We start from the raw sequence: 20975 nt of genomic DNA on the forward strand, positions 1-20975 counted from the left end.
CAAACCTAATAATTTGAGTCTTTTCAAATAATATTTGATGAAGTGTAAGAGTATATCCTTTCAGTTAATTATTTAACTAAATAAATACAATTCTTATTACAGCTCTGATTAATTTTTGATGTTGGATAAATTCAGTAAAACTGTTTTTTATTTTTAACATTTAAAATCAAAACCTTATGGAAGGAACAATTTCAGAAATCCGATATTTCGGACCAACATGGACACCAAGAAACTGGTTTCCTTGTGATGGTAGATTATTGCCAATTTCACAATACACGGCTTTTTTCTCTTTAATAGGAACAATTTATGGTGGTGATGGAAGAACAACTTTTGCAATTCCAGATTTAAGAGGACGTGTTCCTGTTGGCGCCGGAAATGGACCAGGATTAACACCAAGATCAAATGGCCAAAAGGGAGGAGTTCAAAATGTCACCTTAAATACTCTTGAAATACCAACCCATAACCATGTGGCCCAAACAAGTAATCCAACTGTAAATAGTGCTACCGCTACAATCAGGGTAAATACTAGCTCATCTAGTGGTAATAATCCTTCTGGAAATTATCTTGGTTTAGATCAAGCTGCTCCAATTTATGAATCTACAGCAAATGGAACTATGGCCAGCGATGCAGTACAAATCAATAGTATCAACTTTAATCCGATTAATACTACAGTTGGGATGACGGGTGGTAATCAATCACACGAAAATATGCAGCCTTGGTTATGTTTGAATCCTATTATTTGTTATCAAGGTATCTTCCCTTCAAGAAGTTAATTCAAGATACAAACGTATTCAAGTAATTAAAGTAAAAGAGGTTTTTAAACTTCTTTTGCTTTATAAAATAGCATTATGTTAATTAAACATAAAAATGAGGAGATCATTAAGGTAGGTGTTTTAGTCCCTCAATCTCCAGCAAGCCCTACTGCTAGTTTAAATTTTGTAGACGGTATAAAATTGTACTTTACACTATTTGAAAATAGGTTTCTAAGAGGTGAAGTTCAACTAGAAATTATGGATATTGGTACAGGTAATTCATCCAAAGTTTTGGAAAAAACACAAGAACTAATGATGAATTATAAACCAAATATAATTTTGGGTTATATGAATTCTATGATTGGCATTGAGCTTGCCAATATGGTAAATACCCATGGAATACCTGTACTTATTTCTAATTTAGGAGAACAGGCAATTAATCAATTACATATACCTGAGAATTTATACTTTAATACCTTTCAATTTTGGCAGTCCTATTTTCATTTAGGGAAATATCTTTCCGAAAAATCGGACAAGGACTGGCTAATTGTATCATCCTTGCACGATGCTGGTTATGACCCCTTAAGAGCCTTCAGGTTGGGGCTACAATGCAACGATGCTAATGTAGTACAAGAGGTTTATCTTAATAGTGATTCTGATCATGATTTAATTAAAGAGTTTAATTTGAAATTTGAGGAAATGAATAATTTATTTCCAGCCCTATTTTTTCAGCCTAAATTACAGCATGATCTGATTAATTATATGAGTTCCAGATATGATTCTTTAGTAACTACTCCTTTTTACTATGGAAATGACCAAACTATTAAATACTGGGCATTTTCAGATAATACATTAGTACCTGATCAGAAGGATATTATAAATGGTACGATGGAATATTTAAATAGCGATGCTGATTTATTTCATTTGTTAGGATACAGAGCTGGAGCAATGTTATTTGAGGCAGTTAAAAATATGGACAGTCCAGAGAATGATAAGATTAATGTAAAGAATACTTGGGCTCGCTATAACCTTAAATTAAATGATGAAGTACTTTCGATAGATACTGATTACCAAGATTTGAATGGGTTGTCAGGTATTTATAAAGGTATCTCTAATGTTAAGAGTAATGATAGACTTCATGTGATAAGATCATATGATATTGACCAGTATATTATGGAAGAAATGACGAAAGATAAAGCCTTGTTCACCAATCCATACATGTTTTTTTAATTATTAATACATGAATGCAGTAGTATTTACAAACAGTTTGTGGGGCCTTCCACTAATAAATGAATTATTTAAGCAAGGTTCTCTTAAAGGTATAGTTATTCCATTGATTGATCATGTAGATAATAGACAGATTTACGATTTTTCGGAAAAACACAAAATCCCTTGTATTAAAATAGAAAATATCCAGCTTAAAAATGAGTTGGCTGATTGGTTAAATACTATTAAGCCAGATATTGCATTTTGTATGACATTCCCATATTTAATTCCCAAAATTATCTTAGATATCCCCATACAAGGCTTTGTTAATTTTCATTTTGGGAGATTACCAGAAAATGCTGGGGCAGACCCTCTTTTTTGGACACTAAAAGAGAATAGAAAAGTTGCAGTAATTACAGCTCATAGAATGAGTATATTCTTTGATTGTGGTAGTGTAATTGCTGAAAAAGAAGTGCCTATTATTCCCGGTGAAAACTGGGGATTGTTAGGGAACCGTTTAAGCGTATTGACTTTGTCCTTGATTTCAGAAATTATTAAGAAAAACAAGGAGTTAACTAATGAGACCATTGGAATTAATCAAAACAATAGTAATAAAATAGAATTAAAGGATTTAAGAATTCAATGGACTACTCAAACTGCGATTGAAATAGAGTCTTTAGTTAATGCCTGCAATCCTAAATACAATGGTGCGATCACTTATTTTAGAGGTGTTCAAATCCGTATATTGGAGGTAAGTCATGCAGATCTGAGTAATGTTAATTCTTTTAAGCCAGGCAGTATAGTTTTAGCAGATCAGCAGCAAGGAATATTTGTCCTTTGTTCTGATTATAAGTTTTTAAGAATTAATCTTGTGAGTACAGCTGAAGGATATATGACTGGACAAAAATTAGTTGCTCTAGGTGTTAGAACAAATGAAATATTTTACTCTAATGAATTTATTACAGAAGAAAAAGAAACTTTGCTAAAGTAAGAGAATTCATTAAGAAACTTCAAAGTTTGTATACTTCGATAAGACCGAAGATAAATTCGTTTAAAGTTATTTGTTATTGAAATATTAAACTTATTTTTGTGAAATATATATAATCCGATAAAATATATAATAAAAGAAAGTTATAAGTGGGTATTGTTAAGGTTTATTAGTTGTGAAATGTTAATTTTAGAAACACTTATAATTTACTTAAGAGTTAAAGTTTTATGCTTTTTAGAGCGTTTTAGAAAAATCAAGTGAGATAAATTTATCCAAATTAAATAATTTTAAAAAAAACAGTCAGGGATGAAAAAACAGATACAAAGTTTAATACAGATCATATTATTGACAATTATAAGTGTGTCTGGTCTTGTAGCACAACCAAGTACAGGCGTATCAACATTTGATGGTGCTTTTCTGCAACTTGCAGGCTTTGGCCCATCACCACGGACTGGAAGTTTAGATGGGTGGACTTTCACTTCTGTTGGTGCTGGAAGTGGCTTTACCAGCCGTAATGGATCTGGCCAAATCAGTATGAGCATGCAAACACCAACCTATTTTTCTATCGGAAGTGATGACGGCTCAGAATTTCAATTTGACAATATTAACATTGAGTTCTTTCTAGGAACTACTACTTACACAATAACAGGTTACAGGGATGGGGCACCGGTATCTGGTGCAGTGTTTTCGGAGGCTGTCGTAAATGCCCAAGCAAAAACCATTGATGTATCTTCGGATACTGATTTTGAAAATATTGATGAATTTAGGTTTACTTTTTCTACTTCACCTTCTAGTAGTTCAATTACCATTGAGGATATCACGATATCAGCTGCAGCTGCTGCTAACACTCCACCAACAGCCACTTCCTTCACTGCAGCAAACGGGCCATATGAAAATCTCACTTATACTTTCTCCACTTCAGACTTTGGATATTCAGATGGCGATGGTGACCCCATAAATCATTTATTGATAGAATCATTACCAGGAGCAGGAACGATTTATGTCGATGCGGATAATGATGATACCTATGACGGGGGGGAAGAATTATCAGTTTCGGATCAGGTGAGCAAGGCTGATCTCGATGCAGGTAACTTACAGTATATCCAAAACGGAAGTACTAGTACTTCTTTTCAATTTGAAGTAAATGACGGCACAGATAATAGCTCTGGAAACTATAAAGCTTCACTCAATGTGGTAGGAGTACCAACGGTGACTCTGAGTATCAACCCGTCATCACGCGTTGAAGGCGTTTCGGCTAACGTGAATGTTACGGCTACACTATCAAATTCCTATGGAGTAAATACCAATGTCGCCTTAGGGTTCTCAGGTACAGCTACTAACAGTGTTGACTATACCAGAAGCGGAACATCTATACCTATTTCTGCAGGAAGTACCTCCGGGTCAATTACACTTAGCAACCAAAATGATATACCATATGAAGGTAACGAGACCGTAGTGATCGATATCTCCGGAGTAACGGGCGGGAAAGAAGACGGAGTGCAACAGGTGACCTATACCATTATAGATGATGACCCTCAGCCTTCAGCAACGTTGCTTTTAAGAGATATATACAATCCTATAACTGATGAAAGTGGTGGGCAGGCCTATATCGTAGGTGAGCTTAGTTATTCTGCAGGAGTTACTGTCACAATACCTCTTACCTTTAGCGGAACAGCGACAGGAGGAGGAACAGACTACGGAATTTCAGGTTCTTCGATTGTAATCAGTCCGGGTAATTGGATGGATAGTATCAGGGTTACTTCTCTTAATGATGAAATAGAAGAGGGCGATGAGACGATAATAATTGATATGGGTACACCAACTAATGCAGTTGAAAGTGGCACACAACAAGTAACAGTAACAATAAAAGATGAAGATGCTTTAGCTCCATCTGGATACACAATATCAATAGATCAAAATCCTATTAATGCAGGTAATGAAAGCTCTGTCAGCTTTACCTTTGCAGGAGCTGAGGTAGGCGCTGACTACGACTATACTTTTAGCAGTAGTGGAGGCGGAACCAACGTAACGGGTTCTGGGACAATAGCCACCGCAACCGATCAAATTTCTGGTATTGATTTAAGTGGTCTGGGAGACGGAACAATAACTCTTTCTGTTACGCTAACTGATGCCTTTGGCAATACGGGTACGGCTGCAGCAGATACAAAAACGAAAGATACTGCGGCACCAACAGGTTACGCTGTAGCGATCGATCAGGCTGGCATTAATGCTACTAATACGGGAAACGTGAGTTTCACTTTTACTGGAGCTGAAGTGGGAGCGGATTATAATTATACCTTCAGTAGCTCAGGAGGTGGAACCAATGTTACCGGATCAGGGACAATAGCTATAGCTACCGATCAAATCACAGGACTAGATATAAGTGGGTTAGGTGATGGTACTATTACCTTATCAGCAACTCTTACGGATGCAAACGGGAATGCCGGGTCAGTGGCTACCGATAATGTTCAGAAAGATATTGTAGTGCCAACAGGCTATAGTGTCGCCTTTGATGTACTTGGTGAGCTTCAGATCAATGTGATAAATGAATCTATCATTGAGTTTTCCGGTTCGGGTCTCGAGGTGGGAACTACCTTAAATTATTCTTTTACCAGCGATGGAGGGGGTACTCCCGTAACAGGTACGGAGACCGTGACCACTGCTTCTCAGCAGTTTGATAATAGCGGTGCCGGTTATGACCTTAGTGGATTAACAGATGGGACCGTAACGTTGACAGTTACATTAACAGACGCTGCTGGCAATACGGGTGCGGATGCTACTGATAGTGAGGCAAAAGATTCGGGACCTCCTACTGGTTATTCTGTGGCTTGGGATGACGCTTTAATCAACGCATCTGAAGCATCAACGGCTACTTTTACAGTTACGAATGCTGAAGTTGGAACAACAATAAATAATACTGTCTCTAGCTCTGGGGACGGAAATACCGCAACAGTATCTAACCCTACAGTTGTCACTAGTAATACCCAAGTAGTCACCGTTGATGTAAGCTCATTAGTGGATGGGACTTTGACGGTAGAGGTCTCTTTAACCGATGGGGGAGGAAACACAGGGGGAACGGTAAGTGACAACTCTGCTGAACTGGACCAAACGATCCCTTCGGGCTATGGTGTAGCAATCGATCAGGCTAATATCAGTGCAGCCAACCAGGGAGCAATAAGTTTCACATTTTCAGGTGCGGAGGTAGGAACTACCTATGATTATACCTTTAGCAGTTCAGCAGGAGGTCCAAATGTAACAGGAACAGGAACAGTAGTTACAGCTTCTGATCAAATAACTGGTGTCGACTTGAGTGGTATCGCTGATGGAACAATCACTTTATCAGTGACACTTTCCGATGCTGCCAATAATGTAGGCGCTGCAGTTACAGATAATGTTCAAAAGGACGCAGACGCCCCAACGTTTGTTTCTGTGGATGATAATGGTGGAGATAACTCTTACACTTCTGGTGAAAGCCTTACAATAGTTGCAGATTTGGCAGAAATTGGCTTAACAGTAACTGCTGATTTATCAGTGATTAATCCGGGGTTCAGCAATAATTATCCAATGAATGATAATGGTGATGGAACTTACAGTAATACAGTTGGCGATGTTGATGCAGGAGGAAACTTGATAGAAGGGGCCTCAACAGCTGTTAATATTACTGCAACTGATGCTTCAGGAAATCAATCTACTGATAATTCACTTTTATTATTACTTGATAAAACAGCTCCTTCTGGATACTCAGTCACAATTGATCAAACAATTATAGATGCTACAAATCAAGCAGCCTTAAGCTTTAATATTGCTAATGCTGAAGTTGGAACTACTTATGACTATGCAATTAGTAGTAATGGTGGAGGAACTGATGTTACAGGATCTGGGATAATTGGAACTGCAACTGATCAAATTACAGGAGTAGATTTGAGTGGTCTGGGAGATGGAACCCTTACCCTATCTATCACCCTGACAGACGCAGCTGGTAATACAGGAGCTGTAGCAACGGATAATATTGCGAAAGATATTGTGGTTCCTTCTGGATATTCCGTTTCAATAGAACTTTTAGGAGAGTCCTTCGTCAACGTGATCAATCAAAACATCATAGAATTTACTGGCTCAGGATTAGAAGTTGGAACCACTCTAAATTACACTTTTACCAGTGATGGTGGAGGGACTCCAGTTTCAGGAACGGAGACTGTGACCAATGCTTCTCAGCAGTTTAATAATAGCGGTGCTGGTTATGACCTAAGCGGCTTGACGGACGGGACCGTTACACTAACTATTAGCCTAACCGATAATGCAGGAAATACGGGAGATGATACATCCGATACAGCTAATAAAGATATTGGTCCGCCAACCGGCTATACGGTAGCTTGGGATGAAGCTTTTATTAATGCGTCTGAATCTGGCACGGCAACATTTACCGTGTCAAACGCAGAAATAGGCTCTACAATTAATAATTCGGTTTCTAGTTCAGGAGATGGAAATACCGCAACAGTTTCTAGTCCAATTACTGTTACCAGTACTACGCAAATAATTACAATTGATGTCAGTTCATTAGATGATGGAGTGCTAACTGTTGAAGTTTCTCTTACAGATGCAGCAGGTAATACTGGCGGCACAGTTTCAGATAATGCAGCTACACTTGATCAGACAGCCCCGTCAGGTTATTCGGTTTCAATAGACCAGGCGGATATCAGTGCTGCCAACCAAACAGCAACAAGTTTCACATTTGCCGGGGCAGAAGTGGGTACAACTTACAATTATATGCTAAGCAGTAGTGCAGGTGGAACCGATGTTACAGGTAGCGGAACAATAGCTACGGCAACGGATCAAATCACGGGAGTTGATTTAAGCGGTCTAGCAGATGGAACAATAACTTTATCTGTAACCTTAACTGATCCTGCAGGAAATGAAGGAACAGCAGCATCTGATAATGTTTCAAAGGATACCACAGCACCGAATTTCATTTCGGTGGACGATGATGGAGGAGATAATTCATACAAATCAGGAGAAAGTCTAAGCTTAGTTGCCGACCTGGGTGAAACAGGCTTAACGGTTACTGCAGATTTGTCGGTGATCAATTCAGGCTTGAGTGCGACAGCTGCCATGACAGACAATAGCGATGGAACCTACAGTCTTACGGTAGCTGATGTCGATAATGGAGGGGATATGATAGAGGGAACCGCTATTGCAGTGCCATTGATTGCTACTGATGGAGCTGGGAATCAACAGACTGATAATAGCTTAACCTTAAACCTTGATAAAACAGCTCCTGCCGGCTATACTGTGAGTGTTGATCAATCCATTATAAATGCTTCTAATCAAGCATCTATGAGCTTTACATTTGCATCCGCTGAAGTGGGGGCGACTTATAACTATACCATCAGCAGTGACGGTGGTGGAACAGCCGTAACCGGCAGCGAATCAATAGGCACAGCTTCTGATCAAATAACTGGAATAGATGTGAGTGGTCTGGGAGATGGAACCCTCACCCTATCGATTACACTGACAGACGCAGCTGGTAATACAGGGGCTGCAACAACTGATGAAGTGAACAAAGTGACCGCGGCCATTACTTTTAATGCCACAGGTAGCAGCGGGGATGAATCTGTAGCAAATGCAAACATTCAGGTGGATTTATCCATCCTAAGTGCATTTGACGTTACAGTCGATTATTCCCTATCCGGTACTGCTAATGGTGCTGGAAGTGATTATACTTTAGCAAATGGCACATTAACCATTGCTTCGGGTAATGAAAGTGGAATAATTGAAATTACAGGTATTGTGGATGATGAAATTGTTGAAGGAGCCGAAACTATTATACTAACGCTTTCAAATCCTACGAATGCTTCATTGGGCTCTACCACAGAATTTATCTATACCATTAATGATAATGATAAAGCCGAAATTAGTGTAGTTGCAACAAATCAAGCAGCAGAAGATGACGTTAATGGATTATATACTATTTCAACTTCGAAGGAATTCGCTAATGAAGTTGTTATCAGTTTTTCTATAAGTGGAACAGCAACGGAAGTGGCTGATTATGAAGAAATAGATACTTCCATTGTTTTCCCTGCATCAACAAGTTCAATTACCATTCCTATAGTTGTAAAGGCCGATACTGAGGTTGAAGATGATGAAACAGTAATAATAACCTTAGAAAGCACTGATAATACAGCTGTTTTGATTGGGACGGATAATTCAGCTACAGTTATCATTACGGACAATGATGAGAAACTTCCTCAAATCATTACATTCGATCCTATTTCTGATAAAAATTTAAGCGATAAGGAAGTAATTTTAGAAGGTTCTGGTGGCGATTCTGGTGAGCCAATTACTTATACCATTTCAACAGAACCTGTGAATGGTGTAGCCACTTTATCGAATGGCATAATAATGCTGGAAGGCATTGGAACAGTAACAGTTACTGCAAGCCAGGCAGGTAATGATTCCTACCTGCCAGCTGAAGATGTTAGTCAAAGTTTCTCTATTCTTTCAGATGAATTATTATTGCCAACCCTCTTTACACCTAATAATGATAGGATAAATGATGTTTTATTCATCAGAGGAGGAGCAGCAGTTCAATCCGTTAACTTTAGAATCTTTAATCGAAAAGGAAACCTTGTTTATGAGTCAAATAGTTTCCAAGAATTATCAGAAACCGGATGGGATGGAAGGAAAAACGGAGTCAATCAGCCCGCAGGTACCTATGTTTGGGTGATCTCTGGTACGATGTCAAATGGTGAACCCATAAAGGTTAATGGGTCAAATAGAGGAACAATACTTATCGCTAGATAATAACTGAAAAATATTCAAAATAGATGAAAAAATTTATTCAATATATCACATTAGTAGCCTTGACTGTATGTCTAAGCAATGTTTCAGTGGCTCAGGAGGCTAATTTCTCCATGTACAGATACACTCCTTTTTATGCTAATCCAGGACAGATATCGACTACAGACCAGTTGAATTTTATGTTAAATAGCAGAATTCAACCGCTAAATACAGGAGAGAATCTAACGACTACTATTGTTTCGGGTTATTTGCCGATTCATTTTTCGAATGCTCACAAATTGGTAGTAGGTGTAAATGTAAGTTCAGAACAAACGGCAAGCTTATTAAATTCTAACGGTGGAATGCTCGCTTTGTCCTATTCAGTTCCTTTAAACGATAAGTCTGAATTAAGTTTAGGAGCGCAAGGTGGTTTATTTCAAAATAAAATTGGAGGTGATTTTGTTACCGATGGGCAAATAGAAGGCGGGGTTCTAAATCCTGGAGCAGGTCAGCTTGACCCAGTTTTAAATCAACAACATGCCTACCCGACCTTAAGCAGTGGAATCTACTATAGATTAAAAGATGCTAATTACCAGGATAAGGCTTTTATTGGAGTTTCATTATTCAATATGATTGAACCTAATATCTCTTTTGTTGAGAATGGAGATGCAGATAAACTTCCTATGAGCATTAAGACTATCGCAGGTTATAAAGTGTATGATAATGCAACGTTGTCAGTATCCCCTACCATTAGATGGATTAACCAAGCTCAAAATAATGCATTTGACTTGGGAACTGATGTGGGCTATAGGCTATCTGGTGATGAAAAGGATTTCAAAAAGTTGATTTTAAGCCTCTGGTATAATTCCAACTCAATTGGCGTGATGAGTCTAGCCTATGAACAAAAAAGAGTTGCAGTTGGTGTTAGCTACGATATCCCGATGGGAGAAGGTTTTAATCTGGCGCAGAATGGTATTTTTGAATTTGCTATTTCGTATAAATTAAAGAATAGAAGGCGAGCAGAAGAAACCCCAAGAGAATTACCGCAAGAAGGAGTCGAGCTTCAAAAGGACGAAGCTGTAATTGAAATTGAAAAGCCCAAAAAGGAAGAGATTGAAGAAGCTGCAGTAAATGAAGAAGAACCTCAAGTAGAAGAGCCGGTCAAAGAAGAACCAGTAATAAATGAACCGCTTAAAAATGAACCAAAACTTGAAGAGAAAGCTGCTGAAGTAACTGTTCAGCCACTTACCGAAAAAGAAAAGGAGACGCTAGCCAAGACGGTTCGCTTCAAATTAAATTCTGATGATTTAAACGATGATTCAAAAGCGTTCATAAATCAGGTAATTGATATTCTCTCCAAGAAGGAAAACTACAATATTACTTTAATTGGTCATACTTGTAATTTAGGCGAGAGCTCATTTAACGGTGAATTGGGTATGGATAGAGCTGAAATTGTAAGGGATTATATGGTAGCCAATGGTATAAATAAGGCTAGAATAAGTACTAACTCTAAAGGTGAAACAGACCCTATTGCAACAAATGAAAACCAGTTGGGCCGAGAAAAAAATAGAAGGGTAGAGTTTAAAGTTACATATCAATAATTCATTGTAGCGCTTTATATCGATTCAGTTGACATATGTCAGCTGAATCGATTTTTATGCAACTTGATATCGCTTTCCAGGAAGGGATTTTATGATCCCTTGCATTTCCAGATTCAAAAGAATTCCTGCTAGTTGATTCAGGTTAATCTGACTTTTGATACTTAAAATATCGATAGATAATTCTTTATTATTTTGAAGCAAAGTGTTCATCACGCTTTGCTCTTCTTCATTTAAAGAAGATAAATCCAACACCTTTTGTTTGATAGCAGCCTGATTTTCCAATTCCCAATTCATGATGTACAATACATCATCTGCAGTTTCTACCAAATGTGCTTTGTGTTGTTTGATTAGTTTATTGCAGCCTTCTGAATAAGTATCACCAATTCTTCCAGGAAAGGCACCAACTTCTCGGTCGTAAGAATTAGCTAACTCCGCTGTGATCAAAGCCCCACCTTTCTTGGCCGCTTCCACTACAATTACTAAATCTGCCATCCCCGCTATTATTCTATTTCTTGCAGGGAAATTAAACGCATCGGGTTTTGCTCCAAAAGCTTGTTCGGATATTATCCCGCCATTTTTTTGCATTTCCATAGCAGTAGATTGATGAGCGGAAGGATAAATGACATCTATTCCTGAACCCATTACAGCATAAGTAGATAATTGATGTTTTAGGGCTGCTCTGTGCGCATGAATATCGATTCCGTAAGCTAATCCGCTTAAAATTATGGGTTTTAATGGGCTCAGCTTTTCGATCATTTCTTCCGTTAGCTTCTTGCCATAAGGAGTAGCATTTCTGGTTCCAACTACTGCTACGGTTGGTTGTTTTCTGTCAATCGGGAATTGTCCTTTTGTATAAATGAGTATAGGGGCGTCAGGAATTTGCTTTAAGCGAAAAGGATAATCTTTATCTAAGTAGCTGATGATTTTAACACCTTGCTTCTCTGCTTTAGCAAATTCTTGCTCGGCATAATCTGTGATTTCCCTGCTTTTAATATTGTCTATAGTCTTCTGACCAATACCTGGGATTTTTAAAAGCTTGGATTCAGGTAAGTCTAAAACGGCTTGGGCAGATCCGCAGTGACTAATGAGACTCTTAACTGTGATGTTACCTATTTTGGGGATTAAATGCAGGCTTAAAAGTGCCTTTTCCTCTGCATTCATAAGGGGCTGTTTTGGTTGTTATTGTATATTCTCCTTAATTTCGGTTAAAAAGTTTCTGATATTTCTTAATGAGTCCAACATTTCCATTTTATCCCGAACCTCATTGGAATCATTTTTAAGCATATCTTTAGCGCCCTGCAAAGTGAATCCTTTTTCTTTCACCAAATGATAAATCAATTTTACATTTTCAATATCTTCTTTAGTAAATTGTCTATTGCCTTTTCTGTTTTTCTTGGGTTTGATAATATCAAATTCTCCCTCCCAGAATCGAATCAAAGAGGTAGCAACATCGAATTGTTCGGCTACTTCACCAATGGTGTAGTATTTTTTCTCTATGGTTTTTTCCTTGTATGGCACTGTATTTTATATAGATTCTAATATTAATTTACATAAATAAATTCTCATTCCACTAACTATCGAGACTGAAAATCAGGTGATTACATGAGTATTCACATAATTACCTATTGGCTCTTTTTAAAATTGATCCTGAATATAGCGAATATTCCCTTCGGGGTCAATTAAAATCTTAGATTCTGGAAAATCAGATTCCGTTAATTCCTTAATTTTTTGAGCAGCCCCATGGTTAACATCTATTTCAGGCACTCCCGCACCCTTTTGAACTGCAGAAATAATTTTACCTTTTATGAAACTTCCATCTTCTCTTATCCAAACTTTTGCAATAGGAGCTAAGCCATTTTCACCTCTTAAATTGAATCTTCCGTAAGTCGCGAAATTTCCTAAGCTGTAAGCAATAAATCTATTTTTATAAACTTCAATTGCACGAGCAACATGTGGCCCATGCCCGAAAATGATATCGGCACCCGCATCTATCATTTCATGAGAGAATTCATATACATTCCCTCTGTTTTCACCGTAGAAAAATTCTCTTTCTCGCGTTACATGCTGGTATTTTTTACCTTCAGCGCCACCATGAAAAGAAACGATGATGATATCTGTTAAAGTATCTAAATGCTGAATTAAACCTAGGGCAGCTTCCAAATCGTTGATACTTTGAGTACCATTATTTGGTGAAAATGCTACAAACCCATATTTAATTCTTTCATGCTCAAAGATGGTGAATGGTCGAGCCAATTGCCCTGCATGATGGATTCCCAAACTGTCTAAAACGCGCATAGTATTTTTTCTTCCAGTATCTCCAAAATCTCCAGCATGATTATTGGCCAAACTCATCAAATCAATTCCAGCTTCTACATAATGCTGAGCCAAATGTTCTGGACTTCTAAAAATATAGCAAAGAGAAGGGTCAGAACAACTTTTAGCTTCTCCTCCTTCGTTTAGGATCACACCTTCCTGATTTCCAAAGGTTAAATCTGCATCTCTTAAAACATGAGCTACTGAAGACAGCATGTATTTACCTGAATCGGGCGGTAAATAGCCATCATTTGGGAAGTTTGTACCAATCATAATATCACCAACTCCAATTACACTTATCGTGTCAGGCTGTTTAGGATGGATTTTAAGAGTTACTTCTTCTTGAGTCTGAATAGTATCTTTAAGAACTATTTGAACTGTATCTTTTTTTATTTTAGTGCTGTCAACCTTTGTTTGAGCTTCCTTAGAATCATTCTTCTGTTGCGTTTTTTGCAAGGATTTACAGCCTGAAAGGATGAAAAGTACTATTAAAAATGTGAAAAAGGACTTGATCATTTTATGTGAGGCTAAAAAAAGCAGTCTCTCGACTGCTCTTTAAAATTTTAAATATTTTTATGATTAACCTAGTGATTGATTTTCTCTAGATGACAATTCTAATAATTTTTCATATTCTTCATCCGATACATCCTGATAGAAATAGTGAACAGGATTGATTGGCTTATTGTCTTTATGAATTTCATAGTGTAAGTGAGGTGCCGTAGAAGTTCCTGTTGTTCCAACAAAACCGATACAATCTCCTCTTTTTACTTTATCTCCTCTTTTTACATTGAAAGATGACATGTGAGCATATTTAGTAATAAAACCATAACCGTGGTCTATCACAACTAATTTACCAAATCCACCAAAAGTGCTACTAACTCTAATAACTTCACCATCTCCGGTAGAATAAATTGGAGTACCTCTTGGTGCAGAGAAATCACAACCTTCATGCATCCTTACTACTTTCAAGATTGGATGCATTCTCATTCCGTAACCAGATGCTAATCTTTTTAATTCTTTGTTCGGGATAGGTTGGATAGCAGGGATAGAAGCCATCATTTCTTCTTTATTTTCTGCCATTTCCAGAATCTCATCATAAGATTTGGTCTGAATATACATTTGCTTTTTCACCTTATCCATTTCCTGCATCATGCCAAGGATAAGTTTTTCTCGCTCAAGATCACTTTCAATAATGTTTTTGTAACGCTCAGCTCCTCCAACTCCAGCAGACCTAATACTTGAAGGAATAGGCTCAGCACCCATAATGTTTCGGTAAACTTCATCATCTCTTTCTTGTAGTGATGATAGGACCTTCTGAACATTGTTTACTTCCTGTTCCATCATTTCATAATAGAACTGAAGCTCCTTATTTTCCTTTTTGAGTTGAGCCTCTTTCGGAGAGTCGAAATATGCATTGTAAACTATGATAATGCCGACAGCTAGAATCAATGATACAGACAAAAAGCCTAATAAATTTAAAAATATGTCCCACTTTGAAACCTTTACTCGCTCATATCTGCAAGTTTCGGTATCGTAATAGTATTTAATTCTTGCCATTCCGTTTTAGACTAGTTAAAAACTTCTAATTTTGTACTCGGATTCTTTAATCCGCAAAATTGCACAAAGGTTCATCAAAAATCAAATTTTTTGATAAATCTCATTGATAAAGGCAAATATAAGTAAATATTTTTAAAGTAAAACATTAAATACAAATACTTTACTACATGACTTCCAGCGATATACGAAAAAAATTCTTGAGCTACTTTCAAGATAAACAGCACAAAATAGTGCCTTCAGCGCCTATGGTAATCAAAGATGATCCTACTTTGATGTTTACCAATGCAGGTATGAATCAGTTTAAAGATTACTTTTTAGGTAATAAAAAAGCCGAAGCCACTCGTGTTACCGACACTCAAAAATGTTTGCGTGTTTCTGGTAAACACAACGATTTGGAAGAAGTAGGGCATGATACCTACCATCATACCATGTTTGAAATGCTAGGAAACTGGTCTTTTGGAGATTATTTCAAGAAAGAAGCTATCGAATGGTCATGGGAATTGTTGACTGAGGTTTACAAATTACCTAAAGAAAGATTATATGTAACTGTTTTTGAAGGAGATAAAGCAGATAATATTCCGTTTGATCAGGAAGCTTATGATTTCTGGAAAGGACATATAGATGAAAGCCGAATTTTAAAAGGAGATAAAAGTGACAATTTCTGGGAAATGGGCGATACCGGACCTTGCGGACCCGCTTCCGAAATTCATGTTGATTTAAGAGATGAAGCAGATATTGCTAAAATTCCAGGGAAAGATTTGGTAAATAATGACCATCCTTTAGTGGTGGAAATCTGGAATTTGGTTTTTATCCAATTTAACAGAAAAGCAGATGGTAGTTTGCATGCATTACCGGCACAACATATCGATACAGGTATGGGTTTTGAGCGTATTTGCATGGCAGTACAAAATAAAAAATCCAATTACGATACAGATGTTTTTACTCCTCTATTGGATGAAGTAGCTAAGATTTCCGGTAAAAAATATGGTGAGCTTAGCAAAATAGACATTGCATTTCGTGTAATTGTGGATCACATTAGAGCAATTTCTCTTTCAATTTCTGATGGGCAATTGCCATCTAATAACAAAGCAGGTTATGTAATCAGAAGGATTTTAAGAAGGGCAGTTCGTTATGGGTATACCTTCCTTGATTTGAAGGAACCCTTCCTTTATAAATTAGTTCCGATTTTAGCCAAGCAATTCGAAGAGGTTTTCCCTGAACTAAAAGCCCAACAGGAATTAGTAGAAAAAGTAATCAAAGAAGAAGAAACAGCTTTCTTGAGAACTTTAGAAAATGGATTGAAAAGACTGGACAGTATTAAAGCTGAATTATCAGAAAGTGGAAATACTACTATTTCTGGATCGGTGGCTTTCGAATTATATGATACTTACGGCTTCCCATTGGATTTGACGGCCTTAATTGCCAAAGAAAATGGTTTGACTATTGATGAAAAAGGTTTTGAGCATGAGATGGCAAAGCAAAAAGACCGCTCAAAATCAGCAGCCAAAATGGAAACAGGCGATTGGCAGATCGTGAGTGAAGGAAGTGATGTTGAATTTGTTGGTTATGATGAAGTAAAAGCGGAAGCGAAGATTTTACGTTATCGCTCAGTGAAAAATAAGAATAAAGAGCAAATTCAGCTGGTTTTGGATAAAACGCCTTTCTATGCTGAAAGTGGAGGACAAATAGGGGATACTGGTATTTTGAAAATAGGAGATGAAACCATCAAGGTTTTAGATACCAAAAAGGAGAATGACTTGATTGTTCATTTTGTAGATAAAATTCCTACAAAATTGGAAGCTCCAGTTTATGCTGAAATTGATAATGATAGAAGAAGGAAAATTGTATATAATCACTCAGCTACTCACCTTTTACATGCTGCTTTAAGAGAAGTTTTAGGCGACCATGTACAACAAAAAGGTTCTTTGGTTTCCGATAAAATATTACGATTCGATTTTTCACATTTCTCTAAAATGACAGATGAAGAAATCCTGAAAGTTGAACGCAGAGTAAATGAAAAAATCAGAGAAAATATTCCTCAACAGGAAGAAAGAAATATTCCGATAGAAGAAGCTAAAGCAAAAGGAGCCATGGCGCTATTTGGTGAAAAATATGGGGATAGTGTAAGAATGGTTACATTCGATCCCAATTATTCTGTAGAACTTTGTGGTGGAGTGCATGTGCCGGCTACTGGAAATATCGGTCAGTTTAAAATCACTACTGAAACATCTGTTGCAGCTGGAATCAGAAGGATTGAAGCAGTAACTGGAGAAAAAGCAGAAGAATACAATTTAAATCAAGAGGCAATTCTGAAGCAGGTTAATGCTTTATTGAAAAGCCCGAAAGATTTGGCTCAGGCTGTTGAACAGTTGATGAAAGAGAAGAATGAATTGCAAAAATCTCTGGAAAAAGAGCAATCAAAGCAAGCCGGTCAGTTGAAGGATGAGTTGATAAAAAATGCTGAAAAGCAAAATGATATTACGGTAATTATCAGCGAAATCACTTTGCCAAATGCGGATGCTTTGAAAAAGTTATCATTTGAACTTAAAAACGAAGTTGATTCATTATTTGCTGTTTTAGCTTGTAATGTGGAAGGAAAACCGCAAATTTCAGTGGTAATTTCAGATAATTTGGTGGAAAGCAAAGATTTAAATGCTGGAAAAGTTATTAGAGATTTAGCTAAAAATATCCAAGGTGGAGGCGGAGGTCAAGCTTTCTTTGCAACTGCTGGGGGTAAAAAATTAGAAGGCTTGCCTGATGTGGTAGCGCAAGCCAAAAACATGGCTCAGGAATTATAAAAATATGTCTTTAGACAAATCCATAAGAGATAAATATACAGTCGTAATCGGACTTGAAGTGCATGCGCAGTTGTTGACAGAAAGTAAATTATTCTGTTCTGATTCGACTGCCTTTGGAGCAAGTGCCAATACGCATATTAGTCCAATTTCTTTGGGGCATCCTGGCACTTTGCCTATGCTCAATAAGAAAGCAGTGGATTATGCCATAAAAATGGGTTTAGCATGTGACTGTAGCATCACCAAAGAAAATATTTTTGCCAGAAAAAATTATTTCTATCCTGATTTACCGAAAGGTTATCAAGTTACCCAAGATAAAGCGCCCATTTGCGTAGGTGGTAAAGTTTGGATCAAAGCTAAAGGAGAAACGGAAGAAAAATCCATTGCTTTGAATCGAATCCACATGGAGGAAGATGCTGGGAAATCTATTCATACAGAGGATGCTTCCGATACTTTGGTGGATTATAACAGAGCTGGAGTTCCTTTGATTGAGATTGTTACGGAGCCTGATTTGCGTAGTGCAGATGAAGCTTATTCATTTTTGACTGAAGTTAGAAAGCTGGTGAGATACCTTGAAATCTGTGATGGCAATATGGAAGAGGGTTCCTTGAGATGCGATGCCAATGTTTCCGTGATGCTTACCAATGCCAAAGAATACGGTAGCAAAGTGGAGGTGAAAAATATGAACTCCATCAGAAATGTTCACAGAGCTATAGAACATGAAGCTGAGCGGCTAATTCAATTAATTGAAAAAGGCGAAAAAGTTATTTCTGAAACCCGTGATTTTGATGCAGCTACTGGCACTACTTCTAGTTTGAGAACGAAGGAAGAATTGAATGATTATCGTTACTTTCCTGAACCAGATTTATCTCCACTTATTGTGGATGAAGCTTGGATCGAAGAAGTGAAAGCTCAAATGCCTGCTTTACCAAGGGAATTAGCTCAAAAATTCACTCAAGAATATGGATTGCCTGAATATGATGCACAGGTTTTAACTGATAATAAGGATATTGCATTGTATTTTGATAATCTTTGCCAAGAGACAAAGAATTATAAATCTGCTTCTAATTGGATAATGGGAACAGTGAAATCATATCTAAATGATAATAATTCGGATATTACTGATTTCCCAATTTCGCCAAAGCAATTAGCTGGATTAATTCAGTTAGTGGATGAAGGTAAAGTGAGTAATAGTGTTGCCAATCAGCAAATATTCAATAAAATGCTGGAGGATCAGCATTCTGAGGCAGAAGCAATAGCAAAAGAAGAGAACCTAATACAAGAAAGTTCGTCTGACAGTATTCAGCCAATAATTGACGAAGTTTTACAGGATATGGCTGATAAAGTAAAAGAATATAAATCCGGGAGAAAAGGATTAATAGGATTATTCGTTGGGGAAGTGATGAAACGCAGCAAAGGAAAAGCTGACCCCAAAAAAACTAATGAATTATTACAACAAACTTTAAAATAGATTATGAAATCGACATTAAAAATCAACTTCAAATTATACACCAACTGAAGGTGAATTTTTAATCAAAGATTCCATATGGCAATTAAAAAAAACAGTATACATATGAAAATTATTTTGAGAAATAGTGCTTTAACCATTCTAGCAGCTTTGTTTTTTGTGGCTTGCGGAAGCGATAAGGAGGAAAATGAAGGAACAACAATTAGTGGGAAAGTTGAAAATCCGCAAGATCAAGGAGTTATTACCTTGGCTAAGATTAGTGCAGGTAAAAGAGAAGTAGTGGACACACTTTATTTAGATGCGAATAATACATTCGAATCTACTGTTGAAACTACAGGGCCTGAGTTCTTTCAATTGAATTTTTACAACACTCAAGTAGCTACTTTAATTGTAAATGACAAAGATTTGAATATAATAGCAGATGGTGGAGATAGAAATGGAAAATTAGAGATTACAGGTTCCAAAGACATGGAATACATGAGCCAACTGCAAGATGTCATGAATAAACAGACTGAAGAGGTGCAGGAAATTAATAAGGAATTTATGGCAGCTCGAAAAGCTCAAGATGAGGAAAAGATGAAAAATATTCAGGATGATTTCCTTTTAATGCAAGAGAAGAAAAAAGAAGGTATCAAAAAGCAGGTGGAAGAAATGCTACCTTCTTTGGCCGCGATTCAGGCAATGAATTTTTTCAATCCAAATGAGGATTTTGAGTTTATGCAAAAAGTAGCTAATACAATAGCTGAAGCTCATCCAAATTCCGATATGGCTACTTTTTATAAAAAGCAGATGGATGATATGGCGAAGATTTCAGTGGGCGCACAGGCTCCTAATTTCAGTATGCCAACTCCTGAAGGGGACACTGTAAGTTTGAAAGATTTTAGAGGAGAATATGTTTTAGTTGATTTCTGGGCAGCATGGTGCAAGCCTTGCCGTCAGGAAAATCCTAATTTAGTGGAAGCTTACAATAAATATAAAGATCAAGGTTTTCAAATGTTAGGTGTATCATTAGATAAAAAACGTGAAGATTGGTTAAGAGCAATTGAAGCAGATAATTTAGAATGGACTCAGGTTTCTGAATTGAAATTTTGGCAAACTCCAATTGTTCAGGAATACAAAATCAATGGCATTCCATTTTCATTACTACTTGATCCAGAAGGGAAAATTGTAGCTAAGAATTTAAGAGGGGAAAGACTTCATGAGAAATTAGAAGAAATTTACGGAAGCTAATTTATGTCGATAAATACTTTAGAAAGCCCTGATTCAGTACTGTTTCAGGGCTTTTTTATTTAATTAGTTTAGGAGAAGTAATTTTATTATTGCACTTTGCTAGATTAGAACGTCATCCCTTTGAAGAAAGGGATCTATTGATTTTAACCAAAGGTTAAAATATTAAGAAAGGATTTTAGAGTATTCATTTCTATTTAGATTAGAGGGAAATAGCAGATTAGATTATTGAAACTTTGTTTCAATTAGACTAGATTCCTGCCTTCGCAGGAATGACGCATGGAATAAAGTGAT

The 20975-nt window shown here is 37.0% G+C and carries 12 protein-coding genes; 8 read left to right on the forward strand and 4 right to left on the reverse strand.

From position 1 onward, the window contains the following. The first annotated feature begins 176 nt into the window (after window positions 1–176). From QYS49_RS05980 to QYS49_RS06000, 5 genes are all read left to right on the forward strand, one after another. On the forward strand, window positions 177–773 hold the full coding sequence (locus tag QYS49_RS05980; RefSeq protein WP_308350805.1) for a phage tail protein: 597 nt from the start codon (window positions 177–179) through the stop codon (window positions 771–773). 75 nt (window positions 774–848) lie between these two features. Beyond that, window positions 849–1982: an ABC transporter substrate-binding protein gene (locus QYS49_RS05985; protein ID WP_308350806.1), complete on the forward strand. Its 1134-nt coding sequence runs from the start codon at window positions 849–851 to the stop codon at window positions 1980–1982. Window positions 1983–1992: 10 nt separating this feature from the next. Next, window positions 1993–2949: a formyltransferase family protein gene (locus QYS49_RS05990; protein WP_308350807.1), complete on the forward strand. Its 957-nt coding sequence runs from the start codon at window positions 1993–1995 to the stop codon at window positions 2947–2949. A 303-nt stretch (window positions 2950–3252) separates the two neighbouring features. Next, the gene (locus tag QYS49_RS05995) at window positions 3253–9744 is read left to right on the forward strand and encodes a Calx-beta domain-containing protein (protein WP_308350808.1); all 6492 of its coding nucleotides are present in this window, start codon (window positions 3253–3255) and stop codon (window positions 9742–9744) included. Window positions 9745–9767: 23 nt separating this feature from the next. Beyond that, on the forward strand, window positions 9768–11321 hold the full coding sequence (locus tag QYS49_RS06000) for a PorP/SprF family type IX secretion system membrane protein (protein ID WP_308350809.1): 1554 nt from the start codon (window positions 9768–9770) through the stop codon (window positions 11319–11321). Between the two features lie 54 nt (window positions 11322–11375). Here the strand turns inward: QYS49_RS06000 and dprA are convergent, their stop codons facing one another. From dprA to QYS49_RS06020, 4 genes are all read right to left on the reverse strand, one after another. Further along, the gene (dprA, locus tag QYS49_RS06005; RefSeq protein WP_308350810.1) at window positions 11376–12482 is read right to left on the reverse strand and encodes a DNA-processing protein DprA; all 1107 of its coding nucleotides are present in this window, start codon (window positions 12480–12482) and stop codon (window positions 11376–11378) included. Window positions 12483–12500: 18 nt separating this feature from the next. Then, complete coding sequence (locus QYS49_RS06010) at window positions 12501–12839, reverse strand: MerR family transcriptional regulator (RefSeq protein ID WP_308350811.1); 339 nt, start codon at window positions 12837–12839, stop codon at window positions 12501–12503. A gap of 117 nt (window positions 12840–12956) precedes the next feature. Next, window positions 12957–14150 (reverse strand): CapA family protein, encoded by a 1194-nt coding sequence (locus tag QYS49_RS06015; RefSeq protein ID WP_308350812.1) that lies wholly within the window; start codon window positions 14148–14150, stop codon window positions 12957–12959. Between the two features lie 63 nt (window positions 14151–14213). Beyond that, window positions 14214–15191 carry a M23 family metallopeptidase gene (locus tag QYS49_RS06020; protein ID WP_308350813.1) on the reverse strand — a complete coding sequence of 326 codons (978 nt, stop codon included), beginning with the start codon at window positions 15189–15191 and terminating at the stop codon, window positions 14214–14216. Between the two features lie 167 nt (window positions 15192–15358). On the opposite strand from QYS49_RS06020, the gene alaS reads away from it, so the two are divergent. From alaS to QYS49_RS06035, 3 genes are all read left to right on the forward strand, one after another. Beyond that, a complete protein-coding gene (alaS, locus tag QYS49_RS06025; RefSeq protein WP_308350814.1) occupies window positions 15359–17989 on the forward strand; it encodes an alanine--tRNA ligase in 2631 nt (876 codons plus the stop codon). A gap of 4 nt (window positions 17990–17993) precedes the next feature. Beyond that, a complete protein-coding gene (gene gatB / locus QYS49_RS06030) occupies window positions 17994–19457 on the forward strand; it encodes an Asp-tRNA(Asn)/Glu-tRNA(Gln) amidotransferase subunit GatB (RefSeq protein WP_308350815.1) in 1464 nt (487 codons plus the stop codon). Between the two features lie 102 nt (window positions 19458–19559). Then, window positions 19560–20684, forward strand: a complete 1125-nt coding sequence (locus QYS49_RS06035) for a peroxiredoxin family protein (protein ID WP_308350816.1) — start codon at window positions 19560–19562, stop codon at window positions 20682–20684. Window positions 20685–20975 lie beyond the last annotated feature (291 nt).

Source organism: Marivirga salinae, from assembly GCF_030503855.1.
GTDB lineage: Bacteria > Bacteroidota > Bacteroidia > Cytophagales > Cyclobacteriaceae > Marivirga > Marivirga salinarum.